Below are 26,353 nucleotides of genomic sequence, written 5' to 3' on the forward strand. Positions count from 1 at the left end.
GGCCTTTTTTTCGCTTCTTCGTACTTGTCCTCCTTCTTCTTTCTTACATGTTAAAAAACATGCAATCGTTTACTTTGATTTATTTTTAAAAACTTATTACTATTTTAGTATAACAAAGGAGGAGATTGGTTTGGAATTGGTTTATTTATCTGGGTTGTTTTTGGTCATTTTCTTGTTGTATTTTCTGGCAAAGAAAAATAATCGAATCAAACAGCTGTTTTCGAAGATCACGATTGCTTTTCTGCTTATTTACTTGGTTTGGCGTTTGTTTTTCACGATCCCTATGGATAGTTCTGCTTCACTAGTATTTGGGATCATTCTCTATATTGCAGAAGTCATTGGTTTGTTTGTCTATGGCTTTTTTGTTTACCTTTTTTCCAACAAGCTCTCAAAAGAATACCGCTACGAGGGAGATGAAGCAGAAGAATTCTTGCCAAGTGTCGCCGCTTTTATTTGTACTTACAATGAAGACATCAAGCTGGTGATCGCCACCGCACTGGCTGTCAAAGCCTTGAAATACCCCAACAAAAAAATCTATATCTGCGATGATGGCCATCGAGAGGAACTAAAAGAAATGGCCGAGCGAATGAACCTCGGCTATTTGACCCGCGAAGGAAATGCCAATGCTAAAGCTGGGAATATCAACTATGCCTTGTCCCAAACCAGCAGTGACTTGATTTTGCTTCTGGATGCTGACTTTATCGTCAAAAAGAACATTATTTTTGAAGCTGTCGACTATTTCCGCAATCCTAAAGTTGCATTGGTGCAATATCCACAAACATTTTATAACAAAGATCCTTTTCAATTACTGCGCAAATCCATGTACAACGAACAGGAATTATTCATGCGCTTTCTAGAACCCGCACTTTCTCGTGAGAATGCTTTGATCCATATCGGTACCAATGCCATCATTCGTCGCAGTGCCCTTGAAGAGATCGGCGGCGTTCCTACCAGCAGTATCACCGAAGATATGGCGACTGGGATGCTTTTACAAGACGCCGGCTATGAAACGATTTTTATCAATAAAGCCTATGCCTTGGGGATCACTCCTTACACTGCCAAAGAGCTGACCTCACAACGGACTCGGTGGGCGCAAGGAACGAAACAAATTTTTGACCACTTCAAACCGCGCCGCTTAAAAGGATTGTCGTTCATGCAAAAACTTTGTTATTACAACTCCTATTTGTATTGGTTTACCTCTTTCCAAAAAATCATCTTTTTATTGGCACCAACCTTATTTATGGTTTTTGATATCTTTATCGTCAGAAGCAACAATCACCAATTGTTGCTGTTCTTTTTACCGCCTTTCATTATGATTTCCCTGTCGTTTCGGCTGTATGTCCCTAATATCAGGAACCTGACAAGCTCCCACATCTATGATTGCTTTGTCGCTCCTATCCACACTGGGGCATTGATCAAAGAATTTATGAAATCACAGAAAAAATTCAACGTGACCAAAAAAGAGATCGTCGGCAGCAACGCCTTTGATTGGCGGACCGTCTTGCCCCACATCATCCTCTTTACTTGGATTTCCTTTGCCTGTCTGGTGGCTGGGTATCGTTTGTACCGAGGAGAAGGCTATGAATTCGGCTATATCGTGACCTTGGTTTGGTCGCTCTATAACCTCTATGGCTTGTTTTATGCCATTTTGATCGGGAAAAACCGTTTTATCGAAAGTGATAGTGAAGCCTTGAGTATCGCCATCAATCGTCAGCTTTCTTATGATGCGAAGACGTTCGAAATGTATCAAATGAGTTTCAACGGCTTCCGTATCCGTACTCATCCCGAGCAACTATTCGTACCAGGCGAAAGTTATACCTTTTATGATGACAAACACCGCTTCACCATCAATTCGATCTGTCTGGAGGATCATGGCACCTATGTGACTTTTGCCTTCAACAATCTAACACCGCAATCTGCTGAAGAGCTTGCCAGCTACTATAGCGACCAGCTCAACGCTGCCAAACAGTTGGAATTTGATATGGAGGAAGAAGTCGCAGAAATGAATAGTTAGCCCCGCCCCCTTTGTCGCAAGAGACAAAGGGGCTTTATTGATTCCAGAAAGCTCCTTAAAGGGCAGTTCTCCATCTTCTGATGATTCTCTTCCTTTAGATAACACTTAGACGTCTGCTTTATTTTTTTTCAATGATCATTGATTGAAAGAGCCATAACAGAATCTTGATGATGTCTCGATGGCAAATACTTTTTAAGCCTTTAGAAAATATTAAAAAGTCTGCTTTTCCTATGACCTGATTGAGCTGATACGCTTGTCACTGCTCACCTGTTTGTGAATAAAAGCGCATGGAAAAGCAATCCTTGTTATACTTATAAATAACACGAAGTCCTTAGAAAAAGGAGGAAAACACATGACCCGTTACAAACGATTTCGCTTTGTTCATTTAGGCGCTCTTTTGGTGTTGGGCTTACTCCTCACTGGCTGCAGTGCGGATACGGCACCAATTGAAGAACAACCGACTACCAACACCGCCACTTCTTCTGAACCAGCGGTTTCCTATGAAGCCTTTCCATTGCCGCAACCAATCTTAGACGGGGAAACCAGTGTGGCGGAAGCTCTCTTCGAGCGGCGCTCGCAACGGGATTTTCTAGACACTGAGCTAACACAAGAACAGCTGGCACAGCTTTTATGGGCCGCTGCCGGTGTCACTACAGAAGATGGTCGCCGGACAGCGCCTTCGGCTGGTGCCTTGTATCCCTTAGACCTCTATGTCGTAGTCACACAGGTAACGGGGCTTGAGCCAGGGCTGTATCTGTATCAACCTGAGCAGCATACCTTAGCAAAAGTTCTTACCGGCGATTTTCGGACCGCACTGGCGGAAGGTTCGTTGGACCAGCCAGCAATCCAACGGGCACCTGCCACATTGCTTTATACAGTGGTTTATGAACGACTGATCGAGCGCTATGGGGACCGAGGAATCGAACGTTATGCCTATATCGAAGTCGGTCATTCCGCCCAAAATGTCCTTTTACAAGCCCAAGCGTTAGGCTTAGGTGCTGTGCCGATCGGCGCCTTCACGGATCATGAACTTACAGAGCTGCTGCAGCTGCCACCGGAAAATGAACCCCGCTATTTGATTCCTGTAGGCGTTATTGAGTAACACTGCCGACGAACAAAACCCAATTTTCATGGGACTACCGAACTGCCGTTAGAAAACCGCAACTGGCAAGGTTGATTTTCCCAGAAAAACCAGTAGAATCGAAAAACCACCTGCAAAAACAGCAGGTGGTTTTTCGATGGGCTTACAGTTTGTATGCTCGGACTTCTTCGGGTATTTCTTCTAGCGGCAACTCTTTTACCACCGCTTCGGTGCCTGCTGCCATCGCGGTATCGTAGTACCAGCATTTGTATTTGATCGTGTTCATGGTTTCTTGCAAGGCTGCCATTTGCTTTGTGACTTCTTCCAGACGTTCATGAAACAGCTGCTGCCGTTTCTGCAAAGACGCATCGCCTTCCTCGCCCCAATCCAAGAAATTCTTGATGTCTTTGATGGGCATGCCAGTATTCTTCAAACAATCGATCACTTTGATCGTCGCTACTTCTTTTTCTGAAAACACCCGAATGCCGCCATTACTGCGGGCCAGCTTCGGAAACATCCCTTCTCGATCGTAATAACGCAGAGTCGAGATGGGGATATTGGTCGTTTGTGATACTTCGCCAATCGAGTAACTCACTTGCATCGCTCCTAAAAAAAATTTTGTTTATCGCTTGACCTAAACCTAACTTCAAGTTCTACAATTAAAATACACCGCAAGCACTGAACTGTCAATCACCTATCGTCTCATAGGTTCGCCATTGGCAGTAGCAGGATTCGATGAAAAAAATCATTCACTGGAGGAAATACAAATGACAGAAATCAAAGAAAAAGTTATCGTAATTATGGGAGCATCTTCAGGAATTGGGGAAGCAACCGCCGTTAAACTAGCCGAACAAGGGGCAAAAGTAGTGATCGCTGCCCGCCGTGAAGAGCGCATCAAAGCACTGGCTGAAAAATTAGGAGAAAATGTCTTGTATCAAACAGCCGATGTCACCAATCGCGAACAAGTCCAGCAAGTCATTGATTTAGCCATGACCTCCTTTGGTCGGATTGATGTCCTTTTTAATAATGCTGGCATCATGCCTCAAGGAAACTTGGCAGAGTTGAACTATGACAGCTGGCAAAAAATGCTGAATATCAATATCATGGGGGTATTGAACGGGATCGGCGCTGTGCTGCCCATCATGCAAAAACAGCAAGACGGTTTGATCATCGCCACTGACTCAGTTGCCGGACATGTCATTTACCCGGGTTCTGCCGTGTACAACGGGACAAAGTTTGCAGTTCGTGCAATTATGGAAGGCTTGCGCCAAGAAGAACGTGAACATGGCATTCGCTCAACCATCGTCTCTCCGGGAATGGTCTCCACGGAATTGTTTGAAACCGTCGGCAATGCTCAACTAGAAGCAGCCTTGAAAGAAACCTCTCGCGTAGAAGGCAACAGCCTAACGCCAGAAGACGTAGCAAATGCAGTGGTTTATGCCATTCAACAGCCCAAACATGTGGCGATCAGCGAAGTCTTGCTGCGCCCAGCAAAACAAACCGTTTAAGCTATTTCTACTAATCTAAGAAACCTGCGACCGATTCAAGCTGGTCGCAGGTTTTTTTGTCGTCAAAGCCCACCGTTTTCTTGGAAAAATTACTTGATTTTCTTGTAACACCCGCTTGTCCAAAGAATGTAAACCAATGGTTGCTTTATGTAAACGACTAGGTTCTGTTGCTTCGGGGGAAATTTTTTTATACTTAGTACAAAGCTTCCGTATAAACCCGTTTGATCAGAAACAAACCGGACGTTCTCCTCATGAACGATGAATAGCCAAGCAAGCGCGCAGCCCTACCTTCACCGTTGACTTGCAAGTACTGCCTTAGCTGTCCTCTTTTTAGTACTTGCTTTTTATAAAAGAATGGAGTGTGTATATGAATGTAAAACAGCTACTCATTATTGCCGAGCAACGAAGAAACATTACGAATCAAAAATTGAGCTATGCTGAAAATTTCTTGGCTGCCGGCTACTCTGCTGCCGAATTGCTGGCAGACGAAACCTTTCTTGAATTAGAGCGAAGGGAAACCCAACTGATTGCAGAACGCAACGCCATTTTTTACGAAGAAGTCAGCCACAATTAATCCCCCTGTCCAATTGTAGGCGACGAAAAAGCGAAGGCTCAGCAGCACCTTCGCTTTTTTAACCCTCAAAGGCGTCCTTTGCCCTGAGGATCACGCCGCTTGATCGTCCAATAAAACAGCCCTGCAAAGAAACCACCGAGAATCAGGAAATTCATGCCGTATAGACAGTAGAGGAAGAAAAAGTTCAGCTGCCCACTACTCCAAAAGACCATGATTCCCACTAAAACCAGACTGTTGACGCATCCTGTCAACACACAAACCGTGCGACTGCACTCCAAGCTTTGTAATAGGTATTTTGTGATTTCATATAACGGACTGACGAGCATTATCCCCAGCATGATTGGTAGAATAGCTGGCAACAAGTCTAAAACAGCGACATCTGTAGTAAACAACTGAAAAAAAGCAGGACGAAAGACCCAGATCAGACTGGCGATTCCGACATAAGCCACAAAAGAAGAAACGAAGGCACTTTTCCCCACTGCTAAAATCTTCTGACGGTTTTTCTGTCCATTCGCCTCACTAGCAAAGACGGTCACTGCGTTGCCATACATCAAAGCAGGCAACCGTGCGATCATCAATCCTTGGCTGCCGATCGCATAGGCTGCCAGCGTACTGACACCCAATCGTGAGACGAAAGCTTCAAAAGCAATAATAAAGACTAAGCCTTCAAAGCATTCCTGAATCATTAAGGGGACCGCTTTTTTCAATAAAAAGGTGCGTTTTCGTGGTCTTTGTTTCAGCCCCCTGGCTAGACTTTCTCGTAAAAGAACCCCATAAATCCCCAGCAAGCACAAAGTCGCAAGCATATTTGCGATGCCACTGCCTAAGACCCCCATTGCGGGAAAACCGAGATTGCCATTTATCAATAGATAGCTAAGCAACACCTGTACCAACGCACTAATAATGGAAACGCCGAGGATGTAATTCGTTTTCTTTTCAATTTTTAAAAGACTAGTAAAAACAAACGTGACTAACGTAAGTAAAATATAGGGAGACATGATTGCAAGATACAATGTTGCGGTCCTTAGCAGCTCCCCACTAAATCCGTAGACAACCTGCAAAATGCCGTGTCCAAAAAGCAGGAAAATCAGGAAAAAGCTCACGCCGATCGCGACTACTAGAAAAAGAACCGACGACAGATAATCATTTAACTGCGTCTCTTCTCTTTGTCCGACTGCCTTTGCGCCATAAATATTAAAAGCTAGACCAATCGCACCTAAGATACCCGCAAAAGCATAGAGAAACCCGTCGATCAGTGCGATCGCCGCCAATGCTTCCGTGGATCTTCTTGAAATAATCGCTAATGAAACTTGCGCAATAATGATTTGAAACAAATTGGAAGCAATCAAAGGCAATGTAAAAGACTGTATTTTTTTGTTCAAAAAGCTCTCCTCTCTCATTCGTCATAACTGCGCAACACCCACTCGCTTATTGTGATTTTAGTCACAAGAAAAGCGATCGTTGGTCGCTACATATACTCAACGACCCATCGGGCGTTTTGACGTTTCTCCCTCCATTTAACCATACAGCCTTCTCGGTGTATATTCCTTCGTAATTAAAAAACAAAACATACCGACAATCTCCGCTTATTTCCTCTATTGGTGTCGACAAGCAATCACTGATGAAGAGTAAAAAGGTTCAGAAGAACATGCTGCTCTTCTGAACCTTTTCCATAGGATGATAAAAAACGCGACAAACCTTTCAAAAATCCCGTTATTTCTTCACGATCAGCTGAACGGCTTGATCGATTTTCTGCTTTTGGGTTTCCGTGTCGCTGTCTGGATTTTCCAAACAATTTTTCAAATTTTCAGCGACAATGATCCCCATAATACGGTTAACACTGGAACTGACGGCGGACAATTGCGTGATGACATCGACGCATTCTTTCTCGTCTTCGATCATTTTTTGAATCCCCCTCAACTGGCCTTCGGTTCGTTTTAACCGATTCAAGATATCTTTGTTGCATGCGGTCATCGTTTGATTTCTCCTCTCCATGCTGACATGCCGCCGAGGACATTGGTCACTTGAAACCCTTGCTGGCTCAAAAACTCAGATGCCATTTGCGAACGAGCCCCTGAATGACAGATGACATAGTAGTTTTTATCCTTCTCTAAGTCGCTGATTTGTTCTGTCAGCTCGCTCAACGGTAGGTTTTGTGCTGTTTTGATGTGTCCTTGTGCAAACTCATCGACTTCTCTGACATCAAGGATCTCAAGTGGTTCACGTTTTTCTTTTTGGGCAAATTCCTCCATAGATATTGCTTTAATCATGAATAATCATCTCCGGCTTAATAGTATTATACAACGAAAAGGCACCATCGAGGTTTTGACAATTGATGCCCGCTTGTTTTAAGATGCGTTCGGCAATGTAGCTTCTCAATCCGCTATGACACGTAACGACATACGAAACGCTTGGATCCAATTCAGACAACCGATCCCTCAATTCATCTAACGGAATGTGGAGCGCTTGTTGAAAACGTCCATTATTGGCTAATTCCATCTCTGAACGAACATCCAACAACTGCTTACCGTTTTCTAAGGCATCCGTCAATTCGTGCCACTGAATATTCTCACTGATTCCTTCCGCCAGATTGATCGCTGCATAGCCAAGCATATTCACTGGATCTTTGGCTGAGCCAAAAGGCGGTGCATAGGTGAATTCCAGTTCAGGCAAGTCAAAGATCGTTAAGCCGCCTTTGATCGCTGTTGCCAATATATCGATCCGTTTATCGACTCCTTTGGCACCGATGCCTTGCGCACCGTAGATTTTTCCAGTATCCGCATCAAAAATCAGTTTCAAATAAATATCCGTCGCATCCGGATAATACCCTGCATGGTCTTTGCCTGAAAGATGAACCACCTGGGGATTTAGCCCTGCCAGTTTGGCGCTGCGCTCACTCAACCCTGTGGAAGCTGCTGCAAGATCGAATACGCGCACGATCGCAGTCCCGATACTGCCTTTGTTTTTGCGAGCCAGTCCTCCCAACACATCAGCTACTTGCCGACCTTGGCGATTGGCTGGTGAAGCCAGGGAGATCAGCGTGTCTTCGTTGGTGATTTGTTGTTTCACAACGATGGCATCACCCACCGCGTAAATATCTTTCTTGCTGGTTTTGTATTGCTCATCTACTAAGATACCCCCCCGGCGTCCCAATTCAATACCAGCACGTTTCGCCAAATCCGTTTCTGGTTGGACACCAACCGAAAGAATCATGAGATCTGAAGTCAGGACCGTGCCATCTTCCAGAACGATTTCTTGCCCTGCTTTTTCAAAAGCGGTCGCTGACTGCGAGGTCAAAACTTTGACCCCTTGCTTGATCAATTCATTTTTGACATACGCAGCCATTTCTTCGTCCAAAGGTGGCAATACGTGGGGTGCTTTTTCTACGATCGTTACTTCGAGGCCTTTTTTATGTAAATTTTCAGCGACTTCTAACCCAATAAACCCAGCGCCAATGATCGTGGCTTTTTGAGGCTTTTTGTCTTCAAGATGCGCCATGATTTGGTCTAAGTCAGGAACATTGCGCAAAGAAAAGGCGTTGGTTGCTTCTTCTAGCCCTTTGATCGCTGGTACTAGCGGTTTTGCCCCCGGCGATAAAATCAACGCATCATAAGATTCCGTGAAGACATGTTCGCCATGTTTGACCGTCACCGTTTTCTCCTCTGGCTCGATCGACAGCACTTCATGAAAAGGTCGCACATCTAAGTTGAACCGTTTCTTTAATGCTTCAGGTGTTTGGACCAATAGGGCATCTCGCTCTTTGATCTCACCAGAAATGGCATACGGCAACCCGCAATTCGCAAAAGAGACAAAAGGACCTTTTTCAAAAACAATGATCTCCGCTGCTTCTTTAAGCCGACGTAAGCGCGTGGCTGCCGACATTCCCCCTGCTACCCCACCGACAATAACTATTTTTTCCATCATTACTTTCCTCCTTTGGTTGTTCCGCGCCATTGATTCATTCCGCCACGAACGTTGACCACATCAAAACCTTTTTTACTTAGGATTTTGGCTGCTTGTTTGCTTCGCATCCCCGATTGGCAAATGACTGCCAGTTTCTTGTCGCCTTTTTGAGTAAATCCAGCAATCTTATTTAACGGTACATTTTTCGCATAGGCAATGTGCCCGCTGCGGTACTCCGCCGGCGTGCGTACATCCAAAACCGTCCATTCTTTGGCTCCTTCTTTTTGTAAATCTGCTGTTGACATACTTGGTATGCGCTTAAATAGTGAAAACATTTCTTGCTCCTTTCATATACCCCTAGGGGTATATGAAACAAGATGTTTCGCGATTTGTCAACTAAGTGATTTTCTTTAAGAAAAGAACCTTGCTGTTGCGCTGCTCCCCGCTCGATACTCTCGACAGCTGTCGGACAGCTACCGATCAAGCAGCGAAAGGCCTGTATCCCACATTTCCCTCCCCTCGATCACAATGCTATAATAAAAGAAAAGATACATTGTAAAAATAACACACATCAAATCGTTTACTTAGCAGCTGATCGCTTTGATTATTAAAGATGATTGGCTCCCGCCCTAACCAAGAGCGGACAAAAAAGCGACGCAAGCACCACTTTCCCTTGATTTATCAAGCAGCAAGCCCTGCTTTCTTGGAACCAACGAGGGTTTCGACTATGCTTAAGTCACATCAGCGAAAGGAAGAAAAGATGGAATTTGGCGAAAAAATCAAAGAAGTACGTACGAGAAATAACTTGACCCAAGAACAATTTGCCACTCAACTACACGTGACGAGACAAGCCGTTTCGAACTGGGAAAACAATCGCAATCTACCGGATTTAGAAATGCTGATTGCCATCGCCACGATTTTTGAACTCTCGCTTGATGAATTGATTTTAGGAGGAACTCAAGTGAACAAGATCACTGAAAAACTAATCAAAGACGGCAGCGAGACCCGACGCGCCAAACTCAATTTGATCACGACCTTGATCGGAACATTTTTACTACTATTCGGCTTTGCTTGCTTCTTCATCAAAGCAAGCGCCGTGGAATATATCGATCAAACCGGCATTTTACATGAAAATTTCTACCTGATTCCCGTAGGATTCTTGTTTCTATTGGCTAGTTTCGTAGTATTTGCAGGAACCGGGATCAATTATTTTCGAGCTGTTAGGAGAAAATAAATAAGAAGACGGTATAAAGCGACCCTCGAAAAGCAGATCAAAATCTGACTTTGGCGGGTCGCTCCATTTAAATTGCCTTGCTAAATTGTTTGATTCCAGTAAATACTGTACCGATACTTTATCTCCTTACAAAATCCCCTCTATTCTTCTTTCGTTTCACAAATTGATCCCACTGATCATTCCTTAAAGTGTTTAAACTATTTACGACTATTCGTCAAGCAATTATGCTTAAAATAGTATAAAAAACCATTCCAATCATTTTTTTTGACACAAAAAATGTCAGATGATAGCCTTGAAATAGAAGGTTATCACTAACAATGACCTTCTTGCTTTTGGAATAAATAATAAAAAGGAGTGTATGAAATGAAACATCTAAAAGCGTTGGTTGTCAAAGCACTAATGATTTGGGCGATTTTGTGGATTGTGTTGTCAGGGATTTACGATGTCAGTTTTATGGACTCGACGATCGTCGGTGTGATCATTGTGGTGATGATCTATGTGCTAGGCGACTTGGTCATTTTGCGAAAGATCGGTAACATTGCGGCAACGGTTGCAGATGCCGGCGCAGCAGCCCTTATCCTATGGCTGTATCTGACTTATATGGACTATACAAATGACATCTGGATGCTAGTATTGATCCCAGCAGTATTGATTGGTGTGGCAGAATGGTTCTTCCACAAATGGTTGTTAAAAGCAGACATCGTGCCAGATGAACGGAAAATGAAATAATTTTGTTGATTGCTAGAATCGAACGCAGACTCTTGTTCTGTGTTCGATTTTTTTTGTTTACAAGATCGGCTATTGAAAAGCGACGCATCTTCATGTTCCATACGTTTTCTATAGTCACGCACGCTTGCCAAGATTTCTGGTTAGCTAAAGCAATCGCCAAATTTGAATAAATCCCATCTTTCCATTACTATAAACGAAATCCGATCGTTTTTGCACGGTTATACTATCAAGGAGGTTTGTATGGCAATTCATGTGATGTGGTTTAGAAAGGATCTACGCTTAGAGGACAACACGGCACTGACTGAGGCGCTTGCGTCTCTTCAAGAAAACGACCATTTGTTGTGTGTATTTCATCTCAATGACAAGCAGTTTCTCCCCGAGGCGCCAAGCCATGATTACTTTTTTAGCGCAGTTGCTCACTTTATCGAGGCTGCCAAAAAGCAAAATCTGACGATCCACCTATTGACAGGGACTTTGACAGAAGCCTTTGATCAATTGTTCGCTTGCTATCCAGAATGGAGCCAACTGTACTTCAACTTTGATAACCGTGGATTTGGTCGTAAACGCGACCTCTACATAAAAGAATTGGTCGAGAAAAAAGGCATCACTGTCCATTCTTTTGAAGACCATCATCTGCATCAACCAACAGAAGTCACCAAAGAGGATGGGACGTATTACAAAAAATTTACCCCCTACTATAAGAAATGGATTCAATTGCCCAAACCGGTGTATCAAAAGCAGGCCCTCGATTTTGAAAAAGCCGTTCATTTTGATGATGCCCCTCACTTCAAAGCAGGGACAACACTGCTTACTAAGCTGCTAGAAAATAGAAAGACCGATTTTTCAACGATCGTTGGGGAAGACTATGCGCATAAACAATTGCAGGCATTTGTGCAAAAGCGTTTGGCCGCCTATGAAAAAGACCGTGATCTCCCTTCGATCAAAGGAACGAGCCGCCTGTCCCCTTTCTTGTCTTTTGGACAAATCTCCATTCGGAAGGTTTGGGCCGCTTGCCAAAGAATGCCATCCAGCACTGGCAAAGCGACCTTTTTAAAAGAACTGGCTTGGCGAGATTTTTATCATATGATCTACTTCAGCCATCCTGAACAAAAAAACTATGAACTCATTGAGAAATATCGAAACATGGATTGGCGAAAGAATGAAGAGGAGCTAACCAAATGGCAAGCAGGGCAAACCGGCTATCCGATCATTGATGCCGCGATGCGGCAGCTGAATCAAACTGGTTGGATGCATAACCGTCTACGGATGATCGTCGCTTCCTTTCTAACCAAAGATTTACTGATCGATTGGCGGCAAGGAGAAGCCTATTTTGCTCGACAATTGATCGACTACGACGCTGCCAGCAATATCGGCGGCTGGCAGTGGGCAGCTTCGACTGGCACCGATGCGGTTCCTTACTTTCGAATTTTCAACCCCATTACACAAGGGAAAAAATTCGACAAGGATGGGACGTTTATCAAACAATTTGTTCCCGAACTCGCCCAGTTGCCGCTAAAATTCATCCATGAACCCTACTTGATGACTGACGAAGAACAAGCCGACCTAAAAGTAGTTTTAGGCACCGACTATCCGTTGCCTGTAGTTGACCACAACGAAGCCAGAAAAAGAGCCCTCGATTTGTATAGTAAAATCGAACCATAAAAAGCTGCCATGGACTGCTCTCAAGCATTTTCGGTAAAAAAAACCAGCAAAGACGGTCTCTTACGGAGCGCCTTTGCTGGTTTTTTATTAAACTGATGCGCTATTTTTCACCTTTCTATAGTGAAAAAACAAGCGGCATGTCTCATCAAGCTGTCTGCTGCTGGGCATACATAAAAGAAGTATTTTCCATGCTGTGTTTTTTAATTAAGGTCTTGTTGTCTACTTCTCCTCTTATTTCTAGTCGCTCTAAGTACCAATCCCCTGACGATTCATAGATCGAACCCTTTACTAGCGGCGTTCCCTGCTTTTTCACGACTGGCTAGCAATGTTTCTCCTTGCAAAACTGTTCGTCTGATGAAAGGTCATCTATAGAACCATTCTGTTATAATAGCTCCATATTTGAGGATAAGGATGGTTTATATGAAAAAAATAATCGGATTCATCTTAGTCGTACTTTTAGGGTTTGTTGGATACAAAGGATATGAATATTATCAATCCACCTACTCAGGACAAACAGCTTACGCGTATGTCCCGTCTGAGATTCCGCCTAAAGTCCAACACGAAAGTAAGAGCGGCATCGGCGACCAGTCTCCTTGGTATTCTTACGATTACACATTAAACTTTGTAAAAGAAGATGGCAGCACCCAAACCCTTGAGGTTTCATTATCAGAAGATAACGCAAAACCCTTAACACCAAATTCTTATGTAAAAGCGGTGATCAGTGAAAAGCGTACAATAAAAGGCCCGAATGGCGTTGAAAAAGACGCAATTCCCAAAAAGGTTCTAGAGAAATTAGAAAATCAGAACTAACGATGCCAGACTCACATCTCTATGTGGGTCTTTTTTACCTCCTTCCAAAATCAGCATTTTGAATCCCTTCTGTTAGTTTCATTGATGTCTTCTGCTCTGTTGCGATACGTTATACAAGGATACTGGGCACATTTATTTAGCAGAAAGCTGCTTGACTGATCCCTGTTTTCATTCCGTCATCAATGATAAGAGCAATTCAAGCTCCTTTTCCTTTCCCTCCTTCGCAGATAATTGAAAAAGCAGCGAATCACCTATTCGTTGACTCACTGCTTTTTAACTAACAAGTGATGGCTCACACCACAAAAGAATGGTACTTAGAGTAAGCAATTTGATCGACGATCGCAGAAACCTGATTGACATCTAAATCGGCACCGATGGCAGTCACTTGATAAAATTGACCATAATTGTTGCCAAGTTGAGGGACACGGGCGTTTGAAATCAGCAAATCGTATTCTTCCTCATTGTTATAAGGAGAAATAGTCACATTTTGTTTCCCTTTTAGTTCATTTTTTAACAAGTAAATGGAAGCATCTGCCAAAAGACTGGAGCCCATATTTAAGACTCCGATCCGTACTCGATATTCCTCTTTCGGTGATAACAGATAGATTAAAAAGACCAGACGTTTCTTGAGGTAGTTGAGTTTCGTGGGCGTAAACAAGTTGGTTGGTGCAATAATGTGTTGCAGGATGTCTGTAATCACTTGATCTCGCAAGGAATTGTGAAATAGCTTGTGGTAATAATTCAAGGTGACTCTGTCAATGGAGTAATTTACCCCATGAAAGTAATAGACTTGTGCAATCAAGGAGAAGACACTGGCTTTAATATCGATCGTCGTATGCGAGGCTTCAAGACAATAAATGGACTGGATCGCTGCCATCACTTCATCGGTAATCTCAAAAACAGGATTTTTATTGGTATACAACCCTAAGCGAAGCTCCTCGTAAGGAATTCCTCCTACCGTAACGAGAAAAAGACAGATAAAGAAGGGGACGATCTTGGCTTCGTCTACTGAACAGATGCTTTTTTTCGACACATAGGCCTGTCGAATAAAGCGACAAATCGGCATTTCTTGGCAGCGATTGATTTTGATTTGTTCCTCCGGACTTAAGCTTCCCAAGGTTGTGTGAGGCGTGACTTTTTTCATGATCACAAATAGCCAGATCTTCAACTGCTTTTGTTGCGCAATCGAGAGGGTTATTTTTTTCGCTAGCTCCGCCACCAGGTCATCGATCAAAACAGAATCGATCGCTGTTTCCCCCATTTTTAAAAAATTATAGTAAAAATAAATGCGTTGCGTCATCGTTCCCGCTAGCTTTTTGTTCTTTATCTTTAATTCAAAATGCTGCAGCAGCTGATTGCACTCTGCAATCACACGATTCAGTGTCCCCACACTTATTTTTAATTCATCAGCTAATACGAAAGCATCATAGCCTGCATGTTGAAACAAATAATGGATAATTTGATATTTTACAGATTTTTTCAATAACGTGTCGGTCAAATCATCCAATGAGACGCTGTCGTTTACTTGCAAATCAAGGGTATAACGGTTGATTGCAAAAGAGACCTTCTCATTTTTTAGTTGTTGCTGAAGATTTTCTGATAGTTTCGTCAAGGTTGGCATCGTAATCTCTAATTCCCGACAAGCATCACTTTTTTTGATATGACCCGTCGATAAATACAAAAATTTGAGCAAGATATACTCTAATTTCAAGTCCTTATCCAGTAAGTCTTCTTTATACATGACTGTTTTTCCTCCAGTGTAAATCTATATTCATTCAGAATAGTTACAACCAATTTACAGAAAAAGATAGCAGTACGTTACTTATGAAACAAACAAGCGCAGTAAAAACAGGCCCTTTCTACACATACTTTTCCTTCACTTACTCCCCAACAAACCATGACTGACAAACAAAAACCCTCGATGCAAGACGAATTTCCCTAATAATTCCCTCACGACAACGTTCTAAGATTTCCTTTTTGTTTATGTAAAACGTTCTTCTCTAAAAAAATATATTTAGACCATAATAATTAATACTATCACAAGCCAGAAATGTCAATAAATGAAATTATCAAGCACTGTTTTTTTACTTTCTCTTAAAAAACGACACTGTCAAGTGCTTACCCGTTCTTACAAACAAAAAAATCAAAGGCAGTCGATGCAACCGCCTTTGATTTTTCTATAAACCATTGTTCATTCAGTCTTGCAAAAAACGTTTCATAAAGGGTCTTTTTATTCATTGAAAAAAGCAATGAACGGGTTTCTAGCGATACCGTTTCTTAATGTGAAAAGCCATAGGTTTGGTCGGATGAAACATGACGGCTTGGTCGCTTGTTCAATCGCTCGATTCCTTCTTTCATGTCTTGCACCAGATCCATTGCCATTTGCATACTTAAATCTGCCCGGCAGACAAAACGTTGGATATTGATATGTGATAGATTATCAGGTAATGGATAGGTAGGGACTTGCCAGCCTTTCATGGCAAATTCATCCGTCAAATCATACAGATTCCAAGAAATATCGGCATCTTCTTTTAATTTGTAGCAGACGATCGGCAACCGTGACCCATCATTATAAATATCGAAGTAGCCCATGTTTTCAATCTCTTTTGCCAAATATTGGGCAACATCGCTGGTCTTTTTGTGGATCAAGCGGTAGCCTTCAAACCCATTGCGGATAAAGGTGTAATATTGTCCGATGATTTGGCTGGCACTTCTTGAAAAGTTGATGGCCATCGTTGGCATTTCACCGCCAAGATAACTTACTTTGAAGACCAATTCTTCTGGAAGGAAATCTTTTTCTTTCCAAAGCACCCAACCGATACCAGGATAGACTAACCCATATTTATGTCCAGACGTACTGATGGAACGAACGTTTTTCAAACGGAAATCCCATTCAAGCTCTGGTTCCATAAATGGTGTGTACAATCCACCACTAGCCGCATCCACGTGGATGTAGACTTTGTAGTCGGTGTGTTTGTTGTATTCCTCTAATTTCTTATCTAGTGCTTTGATGTCATCGTATCGTCCAGTGTAAGTGATCCCTAAGATGCCGACGACCCCGATCGTATATTCATCTAAATAGTCCGTGACCTTATCGACATTGATGCTGCCATGTTCTTCATCGATAGGGATCGTCCGCATTTCAATGTCCCAGTAGACACAGAATTTTTCCCAAACGACTTGATAGGCAGAAGAAATCACTAAGTTTGGTTTTCGTTTATTGATATCTAAACCAAGTTTTTTTGCCCGATTGCGCCAAGCAAATTTTAAGGCCAATCCACCTAGCATACAGGCTTCACTTGAGCCTACCGTTGATGTACCGATAAAATCAGACGCTTCTGGGGCATGCCATAAATCAGCGATCATGTTGACACAGCGGTTCTCAATTTCTGCTGTCCGTGGGTACTCGGTTTTATCAATGGCGTTTTTATCAAGGGTTTCACTCATGATTTTGACTGCTTCTGGTTCCATGTAGGTTTGACAAAACGTCGCCAAATTTTGTCTTGAGACCCCTTCATCGATCAATTGATCTTTGACTAATTCATAGGCGTCCCGCGGTACCAAGGACTCTTTTGGCAATTTATACATAGGGATCGCCCGATCCATTGCCTCATTCCCATAGATAGGTTCCAAATATTGGGCTTCTTTTCGATTTTTTTTACTAAATAACATGCAGCTCTCCTCCTCATAGGTTGTGCTTTTTATTTTTTATCGCTTGCTTTTTCACCTACGTATTTATAGATGACAAACGGTATCACGACAATTATCAGCCAGCTGATGATCAAGATGGCCAAATAGGTTCCGCCTTTTCCCGATCCAATATCGCTCGGTGGAAAGAAGGAAATAAAGAAAGAAAAAATAGAAACAAGCAAACCAACCATCGCAACACCAATTTTCACATTTTTCCCACCAGGAATATGATACGTTCTTGTTAAGTCGTCTTTTTCCTTGACTAACTTAATATACGAAAGAAACAAGAGAACATAAGCAACCAGATAGATGCAGACCGTCAAAGCCATCGCAACGAAGAAGGATAGATTGGCGCCCCCGCCGCCTAATGTCAAAACAACCGCCCAAATAGAAACAATGATGCCTTGCACCAAAACGATGTTGATTGGGACATTGTGTTGATTGACTTTTGCCATTTGTTTTGGCAGCAAGCCATTTTCAGCTGCTTCAAGCATCGCAGTTGATGGGCCGACTACCCAAGCGGCAATTTCTGCAATGACACCTAAACAGATGACCACGGCAATCAAACGAACCAGCCATTCCCCGCCGCCAAAATGATGGATCAAATAAGAATAGGCTTGAATCACACCAGTATCAAGAGACAATTGATTTTGGGGAATCGTGGCAGCCACCGTTGCTCCGCCGAGCGTATCCAAAAGAATCGTCGCTACGACTAAAATCAAAATGGCTTTCGGGTAATTCTTCCCAGGATTGTCCATGTCTTTTACGTGACTGGCAGAAGATTCAACCCCTGCATAGGCCAAAATAAAGGAAACAAAAACGACCAGCGTATTGATTTTCGTAAAATCAGGAATCCAAGCGCCTGAGCCAAAGGAAACTTTGATGGGATTTCCTTGAGCAATGTAGACAATTCCTAGGATAAAAAGTATGATCCCAGTTGCGACGATCCCCACAAAGAACCCTACTTTGGCAATCTTCGCAGTATTTTTTGTTCCGCCAAATTGCGAGATCGTAATCAACCAAAAGATCACTAAAGTGGCAATCAGCTTCAGCCAAACATTGGTATTAAGAGCCGGCCAATTTAGGGCATAGGAAAGCGCCCCGACAATAAAGTAAATCATCGTAATAAAGCCTACCGTGATTTGGAACCATTGGAAGAAAATGGCAGCAAAGCCCCATTTTCTGCCTAATGTTTTTGAGACCCAGGTATAGAGTCCCCCTTTTTCCCATCCTTTTACAGTAGCCATCTCCGCAGAGCAAAGGGCTACAGGGATAAACCAGAGGAAACCGCCGACGAGTAAATAAAAAACTAGATTCATCTTCGATGTCGCAAAGGTTGGATACTCATATACCGTCATCACCATTGAAGCAGTTATCGCAAAAAAACTCAACAATGATAGTTTTTTCTTGCTAGCATCCATTTTTTTCAACCTCCTATCGTTAGATACTATTTTTCAGCAGCGGAAGAAAGATCAATATGGTACGTATGTGTCAAATCGCCATCTGCTTTAAATTCGATTTCGATTGCTTTGATCGCTGGCAAACTTTGTTCTTGCGCTACTTTAAAGTGAATAAAGCCATCTTTGTGTTTGTCATGGGTCAAAATTTCATCATCTAAATAGTCCACAAATACTTCCGCTTCAATTTTCTTGCCATCATTCAACACCAAATATGCTTTGTCAGGTTTGATTTTTTTGTCTTTCGAATCTTCATTAAACAATTGATATTTCAGTGAAAGCAATGTTTTGTATTCTTTGTCTTTGTGTTTGAACGCTTCTACATTCACAATTTTTACATGGTTCACTAAAAAGCGAATGTGATCCCAACCAGCATTTTCATAATTCGTTTCATACCAAACAACATCTTTGACTTTCGGATCGATTCCCTTGGTTACGATTTCTTCAAAATACCCGTCATCACTCAATTTTTCACTTCCCACGATCACCTCATCTGAAGAATCACTGATCAACGTTTCGGTTCCTGACCCAGAGACCACTTCCCCTGACTCTTCCACTGTTGAGCACGCACCTAGAGTGAACAAAACGCCTACACCTAAAACGAAACCTGCAACTAATGATGTTTTTTTCATTGTAAATCCTGTCCTTTCTTTTATTATTTTTATTCCATCTCAGGTATACCATTTATCTAAAAAAAGCGAATATCTAATTTTTTATTTTAAAAACAAAAAAACGCGAAAATTACTTCGCGTTTCGGTGCTATCATGAAGTGCAGATAAGAACAATGACCATTGAAAAGAAAGGACTGAGTTTTTTGAGAGCGCTTGTGGTCGTCATAACCGCCTTTTTGTTGGGTATCCGCCCACTTTCAGCTGCCTTTTTTCTGGAAAGTACGGACGGACATACTTCTAGCGCAACGATTTCTCGGATAAAAGTTGCCCAAAATGAGTGGTTTCCTTCTGGGTCACAAAGGTTTGTTGGAACGCTGATGCTTCCTGATGCAAAAGACAACGTGCTGACAGCTGACGGGCATTTTCTGAGAAAGCCTTCCAAGCTTGCGACGAATAGACGAGGAGCAATAGCAGCTTGTAGGGTTCAAAAAACACCAAAAACCGCACGGAGCAGCCAACTTACTCAGCGTTGCAGCTTTTCAGCCCTTACGACTTTGCGGTTAGAAAAAGCGTGTCAGGCACGGGCAATCAACCGTCCTTAGTTCTCATCCGAGTATCTGGTGTCGTACACGACGCCTTCATCCACAGGGTTTTCGCAGTGATGGCACATAGGTAAGTCAAAAACAAATGATCCTCAAACGTTTATCCTCACGTGTATCCTAGACAAATCTACTTCCCCATCCTGAACACAAAAAATAGCCACTACCTACTTTCCACTTACTTGTGCCATCCTCTGCTTGATAAAACGATCAACATTTTTTGATTGAAAACAAAAAATTGCCTATTCTGTTTTGATCACTTTTTAGTGATCGATCATTGCTTAGCTAGCTAAGCCCCCCAAACCAAAAGCAGCCTCCGAAAAACAGTTTCGGGGGCTGCTTGGGGTGAGCTTTGCTCACTATTTAGTTTTCTTATAAAAATTTTAATATGAGAAATCATTTATTACAATATGAATGAGAAAATTGAGTTACGCTTTCTATTTTCATAAGTAAGTATAGATTCTATTCACAATGTAACATAGTAACCTTATTTAACTAAGCTATTTTTTTAAGAAGACCTTATCAATCTTCTGAAGCAAAAATATTCCACCAGATTATATTAGTCTTGCCGAAGCCATTTTTATATGCTCTTCAATATTGTACTTATAGCTAACGCACTTCGACTCACCTGTATTCATTCGAATTAACGGACAGCCTCCTAAACACAAAGGTTGAACTTTACAACTTGAACATTTCGCTTTCGAAAAAAATTTGTACTCTGTAAATGTTTTATGCACACTGTTCAATTGTATTCCTGTATAGATATCTCCTACTCGTCCAATCGTTTTACCAATATGAACCCAGCATTTATATAAAAATCCATTAGGGTCGATTACATAGTCGTCTCGATTGATAGCTTCGCAGAACCCAATCGTTGTCCGTGGTATGGCAACAATATTTATCCCTCTTTCCAAAAGACTTTTATAAACCATTATTTCTTCTTTCGAAAACTCTTGGGATGTATAACATGTGGGTGTTTTGTAGGTATCAAAATCCTCTACCGGCGCAAGATAAAAGCCAACTTTCTTAAGTAAATTAAAATTATCCAGCGAGTTCATCAAACGAATAACATCTTCATGATTATTCTCCCTATCTATATTTACTCTTACAGTTACTGGAATATATTTTAGAGTTTTAACTATATTCTGTAATATTCTTGCAAATGTCCCTTTCCCATTTGTTAAACATCTTCTAGAATCATGATTTATCTGATCCCCATCCAGAGTAATTTGAGCATAATTAACGTGATAACTTTTTAAAAGTTGTGCAACTTTTTCTGTTAGCAAATAACCATTGGATACAATTTCTGCGTTGAAACTTTTATATTTTTTTTCGTTTTTCATTATTATTTCACTTATAACTTTAATAGAGTTCAATCCCATCAAAGGCTCTCCTCCATACCAAATTACTTTCAATGACTGATGGGGTAATACATTTTTAAGAATAAACTCGGCTGTTTTCTTAGCAGTTTCAGTAGTCATAGTATGTTGTCTAAACCCTTGCTCGTAACAATAAAAACAGGAGAAATTACAGTTCATCGTAGGGGCAATTGTGAAAGTTACTTGACTAGGATTATATCGTTTTTCATTTGCCACAGACACTAATCTTGCTTCTTCATCAATCTCATCGGAAACAATGATATTTTGATTTTCTAAATAAGAGAATAATTCTGTTTTCTCCAAGTTATCGTTATTAATAAAAGTCTGTAGATCATGGAACTCGCTTTGAGTTAGTAAAACGATAGCAGAGTATACCGAATTGTACAAAAGTATTTCATTATCCACTTCTTCAACAATCGTATATTGCGATAATTTCATAAAATCACTCCTAATTAAATTGGGTAAAAAATTTCCTGTTACCTAGATTTGTATGCTTTACAAAAGAACGTATGAATGTTTCTCTATCAATTGAATAGTTTGGGTTACATGAAGTATCACACTGTACCTTTCCTCGACACACTGCAATTAATTCACATGAATTACACTGATTGTTGCTTTTCGGAAGAACACTCTTTTGGTCATAAAGGCTATATTGAACATCTTCTGCAAAAGAAGATGATTCTGGAAAACTTTTTATTATTCTACGTTCATAAAAATTTGTTGCATTACATAACCCTATAGATCCATCAGAGAAAAACTTTACAGACCAAGGATTATACGCATCGCACTCAAAGCGATACGAAGAAAATGGAGAGATATTCACCAGGAAACCGTTTTCAATTAGGTGATCAATTGCAGTTGAAGATACCCACTTTAGATATTTCTCATAGGATAATGCATTGAAATAATTTTCATTAAACTCATAGTTATTAATGTAATAGCAATTGATATGGGCTTTGATATCACTTTGGCGGATCGTAACGAGAAAAGACTGAAACTCTTCTGTATTTTTATCAGATGTATTATAACCAATATGGATTTTAACACGTCCGCTCTTAGATGCTACCGCTAGATTTTCAAAAATCTTATCATACGTTCTGCTTCCACTCTTAAGAGATCTATTTCTATCATGATCTTTTCTAGATGTTAGTGTAGTATCGACAATTAAAGAATCAAAATGATTTACAAAATCTGGAGTGAGTAGATAGGCGTTTGTTCCTAAACCATAAGAAATTGAGAGTGATTTCTCTGACGCAATTTGATCAATCTTACTTTTAATTGCGAGAATTCTTTTTTTATAAAGAAGTGGCTCGCCCCCGAAAAAATAGATATATAGTCTCCGAACGCCTAGCTGAGCAATGTCTAAAATGTATTGCATTATATTATTTATCGTCTGATCAGTAATAACATTTTTAGAAAGGAAATCATTCTGGTAACAATAAGTACACGAAAAGTTGCAATCTTCTGTAATATTTATAGTGATAGTAACTAAGTCTCTCTTTAAATTAATTGTTTTCTGTTTATAACTTTCCAAATCACCGTGTATAAATCCATTTTCAAATAAATATTTTCGTTCATCTTCACTTATTTCGCTCGAAATCTCCGTTTTACTTTTCATTTTTTTTGAATCAACAGTAACTATTTCTTGCGTTAATGTATTGCAAAGAATAGTCTCGTTACCGTTCTCAATGATATCGACATACCGTGAAAAACGCATCACCTAACCCCCTTTTTCAATAATTATACATTTCACAAAATAATATTTCAATTTTTTTTTAATTTGTGATATAGTTTTTACATAGGAGGGAGAGAATGAAAAAAATATTAAAAAGAAACCGCTCACTTTTCTTTTTGCATGTGATTTTATGCGCAATCGTAGCGCTCATTCAAGTTGGGGTTGCTTTGGTGTATAGACAAATCACTGAGGTTGCTATGTCAGGAGATGTAAAAAGACTTTTATTTATTGGTATATTCGCCTTCTTTTACATCTTATTGAACACGATGAGCGATTTTATTCCAAGAAGAAGTAAATCCATCTTAGTTCAATCAATAATGAATCAACTGAGAGAGAGTCTCTCGCAGAAAATCGTTCGAATGAATCCGGTACTATTTCTTAAAAATGAGAAAAACGAGTATCTCTCAAAGTTGGCAAATGAAATGAAAGTCGTTGAATTAGAATTTTTAAAGCCCGGATTTGGACTGATTTTAAGCATTTTTACCTTTCTATTCTCTCTTTTATTCACACTAAAATTAAACACTTCTTTTTCATTGATTATGCTGCTCTTAGCTTTTAGTCCTTTGCTAGCCCCTTATTTCGCTAAGCGAATCCTTAGTGATCGTCGCAAGTCCGTTGTTCTGGAGCAAGATCGTACACTTAGTTTATTTGACCAACTTCTCTCAGGATACATGACCTTACGTGTCGGCAAAGGTTTTCCAAAATATACGAAAATTTTTACTAACAGTAGTGAACGATTAAAAAAGGAAAGTATCACTTTTGAAACCTTACAAGGACTGACTTATGCAATTTCTTTTGGACTTGGGGATCTTGCTTATTCGGGGACATGGATCGTTGGTGGCTTCTTTGTTGCTGCCAAAATAATCACCATTCCCGATCTTATTGCGATGACTACACTAATGAGTACGATTGCCGGGCCGTTAGAGTATTTCAGTACATCAGTTACAGATATTTTAGCGAGCAAGAAGGTCGCGGACGATCTTATAGCTTTCATTGATGGTACCGATGATGATGAGCCCAATCGCTCACTTGAACTTGCAGAACCAATAACTACTTTATCGATTGAAAATCTGCATTTCCATCATGGAAATCGTTTGATTTTTAATGGTTTTACTCAAACATTTGAGCGTGGAAAAAAATATGCTATCACTGGCGCAAGCGGTAGTGGGAAGTCGACACTATTGAATATTTTAGCGGGAATTTACCCTATCGACGATCATCAAGTATTGGTTGACCAGCAAGAGATGAATCAGCTATCTAGAGACTCCCTTTATGAGAAAGTCGCACTTGTCCAACAAAAAACTGCTATCTTCCAGACGAGTATTGCTTACAACGTTTCTATTTTTAGTGAATACGAACTTGAAAAAATCGTTGATGTTTTAAAACGAAGTGGATTAGATGATCGCTTTGATAACAATGATTTAACCGATACGCAAGATAATACATGGATAAACTTTCTTTCTGGCGGCGAGCTTAGACGGCTTGAGATTGCTCGGGCAATCTTTAAAGATTCCGATGTTATTCTTTTTGACGAACCAACATCTGGTCTAGACAGTATAAACGAGATGATTATCAGTGACTTAATCTGCTCACTTACAGATAAAATAATCATTGTCGTTACTCACTCAACAAATCAGGAATTTCTAGGTTCATTTGATGAGCTAATTCAGTTACATAAATCATGAATTTAGATGATATAGGCCTACCTTATGTCATCTGGAAATATAAAAGAAAGGAGAGGTATACAATGAAAGTAATCTCTGAAGCTTCAAAAGAACAAATCATCACCATGTGTGGAAGTAATCAGCATTCCCATCATCCACCAATCATCTTACCTGAAGAGACTGATACACCATTTTCAAATCAGAAAAAAGAAGAGATAAAAAAAGAAGAGAAAGCTAGTTAAGAGAAAATCATTTGATCCTTACTTTACTTATTAATAAGGATAATAGCAATCAAAGAAGGGGTCGTGACTAGCTATATATGTCTCGACCCCTTCTTACATATTTCCCGCAAACACAAATAATTTTTAACAGCTACTTGTTATCAACTTTCTTCATATACAGAATTGGATAAGGGTTTCCTTGTTCGTCTAACTCGCTTCTTTTGTATACCTCAAATCCCATATGCTCATAAAATCCTTTCGCCTGAGGATTCTGTTCATTTACTCCCAGTTCATTTACAGCATAGTTTTCCATCCCGTAAGCCAAGAGTTTTTTCCCTAGTCCCTTACCTCTTTGTTCATTTGCTATAAAAAGCATTTCAAGATTTCGATCCGAGATCCCCATGAAGCCAGCTGGCTCTTCATTTTCACTTTCTACGATAATCAAATGTGACACATGATGCAATGCCTCTGGAATGTATTGCTTAATGGCTTGGATTTCGGTCTCTGACAAAAAGGTGTGCGTCGCCTTAACAGAACTCTCCCAAACTTCAATTAATTGTTGCTCTAACTTTTGATTCATACTACTTACTTCTTTTATATTCATAGATATTCACACTCTCATTAGCTTATTTTCGTTTTTCATAACAAGAACCGATTGTTTCCTTGATCCAAGTTAAAAATTTTCATCATCATCATAACATGAGATGGATTTATTTAAAATCTATGGATGATAAATGCCTTGCTCATATAGATAACAAAACAATCATCTATGCATGTATTTCTGAATACTAAGAGAGCATGATATGCTTTGAAACACACTAAAAAAGGAGCTTTCAATGCTGATGATTGCTCAAATCAATCTGTTGAAATACAAATGCTTGAAGCTTTTTCTTCCTATATAGTCGTCCTGACGAACAAAATATATTCTTTTAAATAAATAATTTTCAACCACTTGCCCTAGAGTCCACTTCAGGGTTTATGATTACTTATAGAAAAAGATAAGGAGAACCAACGATGAATATAAAAAAAGCAGCGGAAATGTTTGATTTGAGCGTAGACACATTGCGCTATTATGAACGAGTCGGTGTGATTCCACCTGTCCAACGCAATGAGAGTGGCTATCGGGTGTACACAACGAATGATCTAAACTGGATCTATCTAGCAAAACATTTACGAAATGCAGGATTGTCCATCGAATCGCTAATTGAATTTGCTCAATTGGCACAAGTTCGTGAAAGGCAAAATGTCGAAAAAGCCCAAAAACAGATTTTAGCCGATCAACTCGAAGAATTAGAGAAAAAGTTAGCAGAAATGCAGGAAGTACGAGACCTGCTTATTTATAAGATAGAAACGTATGATGAGCATATCGCAAAATTCAAAGCAGGAAATATGACTCCTGATAAAGTGGAAAAATTATGGGAACGAAAGAAATAAAATCTTTTACTTGCTATAGACCTAACTCCAAGGTTTAGGATAGAACAT

General features: G+C 40.6%; 25 protein-coding genes. 12 read left to right on the top strand and 13 right to left on the bottom strand.

Translation table 11 applies throughout. From position 1 onward, the window contains the following. Positions 1 to 130 precede the first annotated feature (130 nt). Positions 131 to 2,014: a glycosyltransferase family 2 protein gene (locus IGI96_RS06445; protein WP_086339151.1), complete on the top strand. Its 1,884-nt coding sequence runs from the start codon at positions 131 to 133 to the stop codon at positions 2,012 to 2,014. A 352-nt stretch (positions 2,015 to 2,366) separates the two neighbouring features. After that, positions 2,367 to 3,116, top strand: a complete 750-nt coding sequence (locus tag IGI96_RS06450) for a SagB/ThcOx family dehydrogenase (protein ID WP_438784962.1) — start codon at positions 2,367 to 2,369, stop codon at positions 3,114 to 3,116. Between the two features lie 142 nt (positions 3,117 to 3,258). Here IGI96_RS06450 and IGI96_RS06455 read toward each other — a convergent pair whose 3' ends face one another. Then, positions 3,259 to 3,696, bottom strand: a complete 438-nt coding sequence (locus IGI96_RS06455; RefSeq protein ID WP_005230594.1) for a MerR family transcriptional regulator — start codon at positions 3,694 to 3,696, stop codon at positions 3,259 to 3,261. A 166-nt stretch (positions 3,697 to 3,862) separates the two neighbouring features. Here IGI96_RS06455 and IGI96_RS06460 point away from each other — a divergent pair, with 166 nt between their 5' ends. Together IGI96_RS06460 and IGI96_RS06465 are read left to right on the top strand one after the other, a co-directional pair. Then, entirely contained in the window at positions 3,863 to 4,603 is a 741-nt protein-coding gene (locus IGI96_RS06460; RefSeq protein ID WP_086338773.1) for an SDR family oxidoreductase, read from the top strand. Positions 4,604 to 4,970: 367 nt separating this feature from the next. Then, positions 4,971 to 5,177 (top strand): hypothetical protein, encoded by a 207-nt coding sequence (locus IGI96_RS06465; RefSeq protein ID WP_086338774.1) that lies wholly within the window; start codon positions 4,971 to 4,973, stop codon positions 5,175 to 5,177. Positions 5,178 to 5,242: 65 nt separating this feature from the next. Here the strand turns inward: IGI96_RS06465 and IGI96_RS06470 are convergent, their stop codons facing one another. The 5 genes from IGI96_RS06470 to IGI96_RS06490 form a co-directional block, all read right to left on the bottom strand. After that, complete coding sequence (locus IGI96_RS06470; RefSeq protein WP_086338775.1) at positions 5,243 to 6,559, bottom strand: MATE family efflux transporter; 1,317 nt, start codon at positions 6,557 to 6,559, stop codon at positions 5,243 to 5,245. A 331-nt stretch (positions 6,560 to 6,890) separates the two neighbouring features. Continuing rightward, the gene (locus IGI96_RS06475; protein ID WP_005230585.1) at positions 6,891 to 7,151 is read right to left on the bottom strand and encodes a metal-sensitive transcriptional regulator; all 261 of its coding nucleotides are present in this window, start codon (positions 7,149 to 7,151) and stop codon (positions 6,891 to 6,893) included. Beyond that, positions 7,148 to 7,447: a rhodanese-like domain-containing protein gene (locus IGI96_RS06480; protein WP_010748942.1), complete on the bottom strand. Its 300-nt coding sequence runs from the start codon at positions 7,445 to 7,447 to the stop codon at positions 7,148 to 7,150. Before IGI96_RS06480 ends, IGI96_RS06475 begins: the two co-directional genes overlap by 4 nt. Further along, positions 7,440 to 9,098: an FAD-dependent oxidoreductase gene (locus tag IGI96_RS06485; protein WP_438784963.1), complete on the bottom strand. Its 1,659-nt coding sequence runs from the start codon at positions 9,096 to 9,098 to the stop codon at positions 7,440 to 7,442. Before IGI96_RS06485 ends, IGI96_RS06480 begins: the two co-directional genes overlap by 8 nt. A 2-nt stretch (positions 9,099 to 9,100) precedes the next feature. After that, on the bottom strand, positions 9,101 to 9,415 hold the full coding sequence (locus IGI96_RS06490; RefSeq protein WP_005230579.1) for a rhodanese-like domain-containing protein: 315 nt from the start codon (positions 9,413 to 9,415) through the stop codon (positions 9,101 to 9,103). Positions 9,416 to 9,840: 425 nt separating this feature from the next. Here IGI96_RS06490 and IGI96_RS06495 point away from each other — a divergent pair, with 425 nt between their 5' ends. From IGI96_RS06495 to IGI96_RS06510, 4 genes are all read left to right on the top strand, one after another. Then, entirely contained in the window at positions 9,841 to 10,314 is a 474-nt protein-coding gene (locus IGI96_RS06495) for a DUF3955 domain-containing protein (RefSeq protein ID WP_086338776.1), read from the top strand. 363 nt (positions 10,315 to 10,677) lie between these two features. Continuing rightward, the gene (locus tag IGI96_RS06500) at positions 10,678 to 11,043 is read left to right on the top strand and encodes a DUF2512 family protein (RefSeq protein ID WP_086338777.1); all 366 of its coding nucleotides are present in this window, start codon (positions 10,678 to 10,680) and stop codon (positions 11,041 to 11,043) included. A gap of 240 nt (positions 11,044 to 11,283) precedes the next feature. Then, on the top strand, positions 11,284 to 12,705 hold the full coding sequence (locus IGI96_RS06505) for a cryptochrome/photolyase family protein (RefSeq protein WP_086338778.1): 1,422 nt from the start codon (positions 11,284 to 11,286) through the stop codon (positions 12,703 to 12,705). 411 nt (positions 12,706 to 13,116) lie between these two features. Then, positions 13,117 to 13,515, top strand: coding sequence for a YxeA family protein (locus IGI96_RS06510; RefSeq protein WP_010748936.1), 399 nt, complete (start codon positions 13,117 to 13,119; stop codon positions 13,513 to 13,515). A 292-nt stretch (positions 13,516 to 13,807) separates the two neighbouring features. On the opposite strand, the gene IGI96_RS06515 is transcribed toward IGI96_RS06510, so the two are convergent. From IGI96_RS06515 to IGI96_RS06530, 4 genes are all read right to left on the bottom strand, one after another. After that, on the bottom strand, positions 13,808 to 15,256 hold the full coding sequence (locus IGI96_RS06515; RefSeq protein ID WP_010748935.1) for a helix-turn-helix domain-containing protein: 1,449 nt from the start codon (positions 15,254 to 15,256) through the stop codon (positions 13,808 to 13,810). 536 nt (positions 15,257 to 15,792) lie between these two features. Further along, positions 15,793 to 17,187 (bottom strand): glutamate decarboxylase, encoded by a 1,395-nt coding sequence (locus IGI96_RS06520; protein WP_016608507.1) that lies wholly within the window; start codon positions 17,185 to 17,187, stop codon positions 15,793 to 15,795. 29 nt (positions 17,188 to 17,216) lie between these two features. Then, a complete protein-coding gene (locus IGI96_RS06525; RefSeq protein WP_016608508.1) occupies positions 17,217 to 18,626 on the bottom strand; it encodes an amino acid permease in 1,410 nt (469 codons plus the stop codon). A gap of 26 nt (positions 18,627 to 18,652) precedes the next feature. Beyond that, complete coding sequence (locus tag IGI96_RS06530) at positions 18,653 to 19,294, bottom strand: hypothetical protein (protein WP_015510550.1); 642 nt, start codon at positions 19,292 to 19,294, stop codon at positions 18,653 to 18,655. A gap of 152 nt (positions 19,295 to 19,446) precedes the next feature. On the opposite strand from IGI96_RS06530, the gene IGI96_RS06535 reads away from it, so the two are divergent. Further along, on the top strand, positions 19,447 to 19,875 hold the full coding sequence (locus IGI96_RS06535; RefSeq protein WP_016608509.1) for a hypothetical protein: 429 nt from the start codon (positions 19,447 to 19,449) through the stop codon (positions 19,873 to 19,875). 551 nt (positions 19,876 to 20,426) lie between these two features. Here the strand turns inward: IGI96_RS06535 and IGI96_RS06540 are convergent. Beyond that, positions 20,427 to 21,689 (bottom strand): radical SAM/SPASM domain-containing protein, encoded by a 1,263-nt coding sequence (locus tag IGI96_RS06540; RefSeq protein WP_016608510.1) that lies wholly within the window; start codon positions 21,687 to 21,689, stop codon positions 20,427 to 20,429. A gap of 10 nt (positions 21,690 to 21,699) precedes the next feature. Beyond that, the gene (locus IGI96_RS06545) at positions 21,700 to 22,968 is read right to left on the bottom strand and encodes a radical SAM protein (protein ID WP_016608511.1); all 1,269 of its coding nucleotides are present in this window, start codon (positions 22,966 to 22,968) and stop codon (positions 21,700 to 21,702) included. 95 nt (positions 22,969 to 23,063) lie between these two features. On the opposite strand from IGI96_RS06545, the gene IGI96_RS06550 reads away from it, so the two are divergent. Both IGI96_RS06550 and IGI96_RS06555 read left to right on the top strand, forming a co-directional pair. Next, positions 23,064 to 24,671 (top strand): ATP-binding cassette domain-containing protein, encoded by a 1,608-nt coding sequence (locus tag IGI96_RS06550; RefSeq protein ID WP_016608512.1) that lies wholly within the window; start codon positions 23,064 to 23,066, stop codon positions 24,669 to 24,671. A 62-nt stretch (positions 24,672 to 24,733) separates the two neighbouring features. After that, positions 24,734 to 24,892 carry a hypothetical protein gene (locus IGI96_RS06555; protein ID WP_008380281.1) on the top strand — a complete coding sequence of 53 codons (159 nt, stop codon included), beginning with the start codon at positions 24,734 to 24,736 and terminating at the stop codon, positions 24,890 to 24,892. 130 nt (positions 24,893 to 25,022) lie between these two features. On the opposite strand, the gene IGI96_RS06560 is transcribed toward IGI96_RS06555, so the two are convergent. Next, positions 25,023 to 25,475, bottom strand: a complete 453-nt coding sequence (locus IGI96_RS06560; protein ID WP_086338779.1) for a GNAT family N-acetyltransferase — start codon at positions 25,473 to 25,475, stop codon at positions 25,023 to 25,025. Positions 25,476 to 25,885: 410 nt separating this feature from the next. On the opposite strand from IGI96_RS06560, the gene IGI96_RS06565 reads away from it, so the two are divergent. Next, positions 25,886 to 26,305, top strand: coding sequence for a MerR family transcriptional regulator (locus tag IGI96_RS06565; protein WP_086338780.1), 420 nt, complete (start codon positions 25,886 to 25,888; stop codon positions 26,303 to 26,305). Positions 26,306 to 26,353: the final 48 nt, after the last annotated feature.

The sequence above is a fragment of the Enterococcus sp. DIV0421 genome (assembly GCF_051713745.1).
In the GTDB taxonomy this organism is placed as follows: Bacteria; Bacillota; Bacilli; order Lactobacillales; family Enterococcaceae; genus Enterococcus_D; species Enterococcus_D casseliflavus.